5 protein-coding genes and 1 pseudogene are annotated in these 6,717 nt (G+C 72.8%); 3 read left to right on the top strand and 3 right to left on the bottom strand.

Annotated features, from left to right (window positions below; all coding sequences use genetic code 11):
• Positions 1-108: 108 nt before the first annotated feature.
• Positions 109-996, bottom strand: a complete 888-nt coding sequence (locus tag EAO70_RS09085) for a hypothetical protein (protein WP_148002499.1) — start codon at positions 994-996, stop codon at positions 109-111.
• Between the two features lie 158 nt (positions 997-1,154).
• Positions 1,155-1,337 carry a hypothetical protein gene (locus EAO70_RS09090; RefSeq protein WP_148002500.1) on the bottom strand — a complete coding sequence of 61 codons (183 nt, stop codon included), beginning with the start codon at positions 1,335-1,337 and terminating at the stop codon, positions 1,155-1,157.
• A 200-nt stretch (positions 1,338-1,537) separates the two neighbouring features.
• Between EAO70_RS09090 and EAO70_RS09095 the strand changes: the two genes are divergently transcribed.
• Together EAO70_RS09095 and EAO70_RS09100 are read left to right on the top strand one after the other, a co-directional pair.
• Entirely contained in the window at positions 1,538-3,385 is a 1,848-nt protein-coding gene (locus tag EAO70_RS09095; protein WP_148002501.1) for an APC family permease, read from the top strand.
• Positions 3,386-3,507: 122 nt separating this feature from the next.
• A pseudogene (locus tag EAO70_RS09100) lies at positions 3,508-4,206 on the top strand (DNA glycosylase AlkZ-like family protein); the annotation flags it as partial.
• Here EAO70_RS09100 and EAO70_RS09105 read toward each other — a convergent pair.
• Positions 4,140-5,774 carry an MFS transporter gene (locus EAO70_RS09105; protein WP_261992769.1) on the bottom strand — a complete coding sequence of 545 codons (1,635 nt, stop codon included), beginning with the start codon at positions 5,772-5,774 and terminating at the stop codon, positions 4,140-4,142. The pseudogene EAO70_RS09100 and the gene EAO70_RS09105 sit on opposite strands and share 67 nt — an antisense overlap.
• A gap of 209 nt (positions 5,775-5,983) precedes the next feature.
• Between EAO70_RS09105 and EAO70_RS09110 the strand changes: the two genes are divergently transcribed.
• Positions 5,984-6,679, top strand: coding sequence for a hypothetical protein (locus EAO70_RS09110; protein WP_148002502.1), 696 nt, complete (start codon positions 5,984-5,986; stop codon positions 6,677-6,679).
• Positions 6,680-6,717: the final 38 nt, after the last annotated feature.

The raw sequence follows: 6,717 nt of genomic DNA on the forward strand, positions 1-6,717 counted from the left end.
CCCGTACCCCACTCCCCCACCGCCACGGCGCTCCTTCTCCGGTTCTCCGGTTCTCGGGTTCTCGGGTTCTCCGGGCGGGAGGCGGGCTGGGGCGAGGGCGCGGGCACCTCAGTGGTGTGCGTGGGGCCCGTGGTGCTCGCCGTGCGAGGGCGCGGCTTCGGTGCTGGTGTGCGCCGTGAACGAGGCGGTACGGACGACGCCGGCGTGCTGGAAGTCCAGGAAGAGCCGGTAGGCGCCGGCCGTGGGCGCGACCGCGAGGAAGCGGATCGCGGGCCCGGGGGCGGTGGTGCCGTCGCCGGGGTGGCCCTCCGGATGCACGTGGAGGTAGCCCAGGTCGCCGACGCGGAGGGCCACGAGGTGACCGTAGGCGGCCAGGTAGGGCTCCAGGTCGGTGACGGGTTCGCCGTCGCGGCTGACGGTGAGGGTCAGCTCGCTCGCCTCGCCGGGCACGAGCGTGCCGCCGAGGGTGACGTCGTACGCGCCGACGTGCGAGGTGCGGGCTGCCTCGGGGAGTGGCAGCGGGGCGTACGGCCCGGCGACCGCGACATCGATGCCAAGCGTCAGGGCCCTGTCGTGCCCGGCCGGGTGGATGTCGGCGAAGAACCTCCAGTCCCCGGGCTCCAGGTCCAGCTCGGTGCTCCAGTCGCCCTTCTCGTCCCGCACCGGGTGCACGTGCTGGAACCCGGCCGTGTCGCGCCGGACGGCGATGAAGTGCAGCTCCTTCTCGTGCTCGGCGACGAACTCGGTGACGGGACGCCCGTCGGGACCGAGCACCCGGAAGCCGACGCGCTGCCGCGGACCGGCGGCGAGGATCGCGGAGTCGATGTCGAGAGTGAATCCCCCGGCCGAAACCGCGAGCCCGCCGGCCTGCCCACCGCCGTGCCCCTGGTGGCCGCCGTGAGCCGCGTGGCCGTCGGGTCCGCTGTGGCCGTCATGGTTGCCATGGCCGGTGTGACCGTCGTGACCTTCGTGGTGCCGGCCGCTGTGGATCTTCATGGCATGTCTCCCCGGTGTGATGCGCCGTGATGTGGCGTGATGCGCCGTGGCGTCGTCCGCTGTGGACGACGACCACAACCATATACCCCCTGGGGGTATTCCCGCAGGAGGAAATCCCTGGACGGGGCGCTCAGGCGGGCATCCGTCGAGACGGATGGTCAGGGGCGGTAGATCAGTTCGAGCAGCACGGCCGCGATGAGGAGCCAGGCCCCGGCGCCGAGGAGCCACATGCTGTCGAGCGTCAGGCCGAGAGCGGTGGTGAGGAGGGCGCCGCCGGCGAGTGCGACCGAGACGCGGCGCACGCGGTGGTCGGAGGGCAGGCGTCCCTCGGGTCGGCTCATGGGGCGACTGTAGGGCCGGGCCGCGGCGGCGGAGTCCGTACGTCCGGAGTCTTCACGAGGTCCTGACGCCGGGCGGCGGGGCCCGCGTCAAGGAGGTGTCAGGGGCGGGACGCGCGGTGCCAAGAACGCGCCAGGAAGGCAGACGCGCCCTGGCCGGGGGCGGACGCTGAGCGGAGCCCGATCCGAAGGAGTCCGTCCGCATGGCCACCCTGACCACCGAGAAGACCGCCGTCCCCGGCGGCCACGAGCCTCCCGACACCGGCGCGCGGCACAAGCTGACGGCCGTCACCGGTCTCGCGGCGCTGTCGCTGGACGCGATGGCGTCGGTGGCGTACGGGCCCGAGGCCATCGTGCTCGTCCTCGCGGCCGCCGGCGGGTACGGGCTCGGGTTCACGCTGCCGGTGACGCTGGCCATCGCGGTTCTGCTGGCCGTCCTGGTGGCCTCGTACCGGCAGGTCATCGCCGCGTTCCCGGACGGCGGAGGCTCATACGCGGTGGCGAAGGCGCACCTGGGGCGGCGCACGAGCCTGGTCGCGGCGGGCTCGCTCGTCCTCGACTACGTCCTCAACGTGGCCGTCGCCGTGACGGCCGGCGTCGCCGCCCTGACCTCGGCCTTCCCCGGCCTGTACGGCGACCGGCTCTGGATCTGCCTCGCGGTCCTCGTGCTGATCACGGGCGTGAACCTGCGCGGGATCGTCGACTCGGCCCGTGCCTTCCTCGTCCCGACCGCCGTCTTCGTCGGCGCGATCCTCGTGATGATCGCCGTCGGCCTGTTCCGCGACGCGCCCGTGTCCACCGCCGCCTCCGACGGGCACGCCTCCGTGCTCGCCGCCGACGCCACCACCGTGGGCGCGTTGCTGCTCCTCAAGGCGTTCGCCTCCGGCTGCTCCGCCCTCACCGGCGTCGAGGCGATCGCCAACGCCGTGCCGTCGTTCCGAGCACCCGCCGCCCGCCGGGCGATGCGCGCCGAAGTCGCGCTCGGCATGCTCCTCGGCGTGATGCTGATCGGGCTGTCCGTCCTGATCTCCCGCTTCGGCCTCCAGCCGGTCGAGGGCGTCACCGTCCTCGCCCAGCTCGCCGACGCCTCCCTCGGCCACAGCACGGCCTTCTACGTGGTCCAGTTCGCGACCATGGTGCTGCTGGCGCTGTCGGCCAACACCTCCTTCGGCGGGCTTCCCGTCCTGCTGAAGCTGCTCGCCCGCGACAACCACGTACCGCACGTCTTCGGTCTGAAGGCCGACCGCCAGGTGCACCGGCACGGCGTCGTCTGGCTCGCCGTGGTCTCCGCCGCGCTCCTCGTCCTCTCCGGCGGCGACACCAACACCCTGGTCCCGCTGTTCGCCATCGGAGTCTTCGTCGGCTTCACGATCGCCCAGACCGGCATGGTCCTGCACTGGCGGCGGGAGCGCGGACCCCGGTGGGCGGGGAAGGCCGTGCTCAACGGTCTCGGGGCCGTCCTGACCGGGGTGTCGGCCGTCGTCGTCACCGCGACCAAGTTCCACGACGGGGCCTGGCTGATCGTCATCGCCCTGCCGGTCCTCGTCCTCGCCTTCGAGGCCGTGCACCGGGCGTACGGGCGGATCGGCGAGCGGCTCGGCGTCGGCCGGGTCCCCGAGGCGCCGCACCGCGAGCGCTCCCTCGTCCTGGTGCCCGTCTCCTCGCTCACCCGGCTCACCAGCGAGGCCCTCACCGCCGCCGCCTCCCTCGGCGACGAGGTCCGGGCCGTGACCGTCTGCCACCCCGACGCCGAGGACCAGGCGGCCGCCGAGGCCCTGGAACGGGACTGGGCCCTGTGGAACCCGGGGGTCGCCCTGGTGCGGCTCCCCTCCGAACGCCGCTCCCTGGGACGGCCCATCAGCGCCCACGTACGCGAACTGCGGGCGGCCGACCCGGGAACGCGCGTCACCGTCCTCATCCCCGAGGCCGAGCCCGCGCACCTGGGGCAGCGGCTGCTGCAGAACCAGCGGGGCGCGGTCGTCGCTCACGCCGTCCGCCGCGACACGGACGCGGTGATCTGCCGGCTCCGCTTCCGCCTGGGGCCGCGCTAGGGCCGCAGCATCGGGCGGCGCGACATCACCGAGGGCGTCCCGCGGGCACGCGCCCCACGTGGTGGACAGGGCCGGCCTCTTGCGGACCGTAGCTGTCCGCAAGTGTGAGTAGCGTGCTGCGCATGGCCCCCAAGTCGACCCACCCCGTGCTCGGTGTCCGTGCTCTGAACCGTGCCACCCTCGATCGTCAACTGCTGCTCCGGCCCGCCTCCCTGGGCGTCCCCGAGGCCGTCGAGCACCTTCTCGGGCTTCAGGCGCAGAACACCAAACCGCCGTACTACGCGCTCGCCGCCCGGCTCGACGGGTTTCGGCCCGAGCAGTTGTCCGCGCTCATGGAGTCCCGTGCGGTGGCGCGTATCGTCTCCATGCGTTCCACCGTGCACACCCACACCGCGCGCGACGCGGTGGCCCTGCGCGGGCTCGCGCAGCCCGGGGCGATCGACCGTGAGCTCGCCCTCTTCGTGTCCCGTGGCGGCCTCGACGGCGTCGACCTCGACCGGCTCGCCGACCTCGCCCGTGCGCTCGTCGAGGAGCGGCCCCGCACCCCCAAGGAGCTGCGCGAGGAGCTCCTGCCCCACTGGCCCGACGCCGATCCGCAGTCGCTGTCCGTCGCCGCCCGCTGCCTCCTTCCCCTGGTCCAGGTCACCCCACGCGGGCTCTGGGAGCGCGGCGGCCAGGTCGCGCTCACGACGACCGACGAGTGGTTCGACCATCCCGCCGAGGGCGCCGCCGATCTCGACGAGACCGTGCTCCGCTATCTCGGCGCCTTCGGGCCCGCCTCCGTCAAGGACATGCAGGCCTGGTGCGGCCTCACCCGGCTCGGGGTCGCGTTCGAGCGGCTGCGGCCCCGGCTGCTCGCCTTCCAGGACGAGCGCACGGGCGAGGTCGGCGAGCCGGTCGAGGTCGACGCCGTCGAGGCCGCCACGGGACACGAAGAGGGCGAGCTCACGGTCGATCGCCCCGGGCCCTTCTCGCCCTCGGGGGCGGGGGCGGGCGCTCCGGCGACGGCCTTGTCGCTCTTCATGACGAGGGGGGTGACGACACCGCCGACCGCGGCGATGATCGCGGCGCCGACGAAGGCGGACGAGAAGCCGTCCGTCAGCTTCGGCAGGTTGCCGAGCTGGTCGGCGCCCTGCGACATGGCGACGGCGGTCAGCGCGGCGAGGCCGAGCGCGGAGCCGACGTTGTAGGTGGTGTTGACGATGCCGGAGGCCAGGCCCGCCTGCTCCTGCGGGGCGCCGGACATGGCGGTCATCATCGTCGGGATGTAGGCGAGGGACATGCCGAGCGCGGCCACCAGCGAGGCCGGCAGGACGTCGACGAGGAAGGAGCCGGTGGGCGGGACGGCGGCGAGCCAGACCAGACCGGCGGCGAGGACCAGCAGTCCGCCGGCGATGAGCGGCTTGGCACCGACCTTCATCATGAGCCGGGCCGTGATCGCCGTCATGAAGATCATGAGGAGGACGGTCATCGGGAGCAGGGCGGCACCGGACTCGAAGGCGCCGAAGCCCAGGACCTGCTGGAGGTACAGGTTGAGGAAGTACCACATCGGGATCCAGGCGGCGCCGAGCAGCGTCATCGCCAGGTTGGCCGAGCCGAGGCGCGGGACGCGCCAGACGCTGAGCGGCATGAGCGGCTCGCTGATGCTCTTCTGGATCACGAAGAAGAGGACCAGGAGGGCTGCGGCGCCGATCAGCTGGACGATGGTGCCGGTGGAGCCCCAGCCCACCTCGGGGGCGCGCACCACGGCGAAGACGGCGAGCGCGAGGCCGGCGGTGACGGCGACGGCGCCCAGGATGTCGACGGAGCCGCGGCGGGACTCGACGTTCGGGAGGAGCTTGGTGGCGGCGAGGGTCGCGAGGCCGATCGGGATGTAGATGATGAAGACCCACTGCCAGCTCATCCACTCGGTGAAGACACCGCCGAGGAAGACGCCCGCGGTGCCGCCGGCGGGGGCCGCGGCGCCGTAGAGCGCCATCGCCTTGCCGAGCTCCTTCGGGTCATGCATGAAGAGGATCATCAGCAGGGTCATGGCGGAGGGCGCGATGAGCGCGCCGCCGACGCCCTGGACGGCGCGGCCGGCGATCTCGACCCAGGCGGTCTGCGCGGCGGCGGCCAGCACCGATCCGGCGATCATGACCGCCCAGCCGGCGACGAAGATCTTGCGGGCTCCGACGAGGTCGGAGAGGCGTCCGCCGAGGAGCAGGAGGCCGCCGAAGACGATCACGTAGGCGTTGAAGATCCACTGGAGCTCGCTCTGCGAGAAGCCCAGGTCCTTCTGCATCTCGGGGAGCGCGACCCCGATGATCGACGTGTCCATGATGACCATGAACTGGGCTGCTGCGAGCACGACAAGTGCCCACCAGCGCCGGGGATTGACGGTTGACATTGCCCTGACCCTTCGCTCGCTTGCGGCCCCCGAGCGGCCCGACCGGGGCCCGAGGCATACCCCTAGGGGGTACCTGTGCGGAGCACCGTAGCATACCCATGGGGGGTATGTAAGAGTGAGATGAGGGCGCTGCCCCGAACCCGGCCGGGGCGCGGCTCCCGGGCGGGGGAAGCACGGCTTCCACTCGTCACGGCAGGCACAATGCCCCCATGACCGCCCAGGAAGAGCACGACCGAACCGCCCTCCCGGACCCCGCACTCCTCCAGCGCTGGAACGCCACCCTGCGCGCCGCCCGGGCCGGCCGCGAGGGCCCCGACCCCGCGCCGTACGGCCGCAACCTGCTCGCCCGGTGGGCCGAGCCGCAGCGCCGCTACCACACGGTCGACCACCTGCGGGCGGTCCTCGACCGCATCGACGAGCTCGCCGACCTGGGCGGGGAGGGCGGCGAGCTGGAGCTCGTCCGGCTGGCCGCATGGTTCCACGACGCGGTCTACCGGCCCGACCGCTCCGAGAACGAGGAGCGGTCGGCGGTCCTCGCCGAGAAGGCGCTGGCCGAGGCCGGACTCACCCCGCACGAGATCGCCGAGGTCGCCCGGCTCGTCCGCCTCACGATCACCCACGACCCGGCCCCGGGCGACCTGAACGGCGAGACCCTCTGCGACGCGGACCTCGCGATCCTGGCCACCGATCCGGATACGTACGGGGGGTATACGGCCGCGGTGCGCGAGGAATACGGCTTCGTACCCGAGGAGGCCTTCCGCGCAGGCCGCGCGACGATCCTCCGCCACCTCCTGAACCTCCCCCGCCTCTTCCGCACGCCGTACGGGGCGGCGGCCTGGGAAGAACGGGCACGCGAAAACCTGGAACGAGATCTGGCGACGTACGAGGAGGAGAAGGCCGCATGAGCGCCCACGACTTCCACCAGAAGGTCATCACCGACGCC

The organism is Streptomyces sp. adm13(2018) (assembly GCF_008042145.1).
Lineage (GTDB): Bacteria > Actinomycetota > Actinomycetes > Streptomycetales > Streptomycetaceae > Streptomyces.

Coding starts and splice junctions, on each gene's coding strand:
- EAO70_RS09085 (WP_148002499.1), bottom strand. CDS start 996: ATGAAGATCCACAGCGGCCGGCACCACGAAGGTCACGACGGTCACACC.
- EAO70_RS09090 (WP_148002500.1), bottom strand. CDS start 1,337: ATGAGCCGACCCGAGGGACGCCTGCCCTCCGACCACCGCGTGCGCCGC.
- EAO70_RS09095 (WP_148002501.1), top strand. CDS start 1,538: ATGGCCACCCTGACCACCGAGAAGACCGCCGTCCCCGGCGGCCACGAG.
- EAO70_RS09105 (WP_261992769.1), bottom strand. CDS start 5,774: ATGTCAACCGTCAATCCCCGGCGCTGGTGGGCACTTGTCGTGCTCGCA.
- EAO70_RS09110 (WP_148002502.1), top strand. CDS start 5,984: ATGACCGCCCAGGAAGAGCACGACCGAACCGCCCTCCCGGACCCCGCA.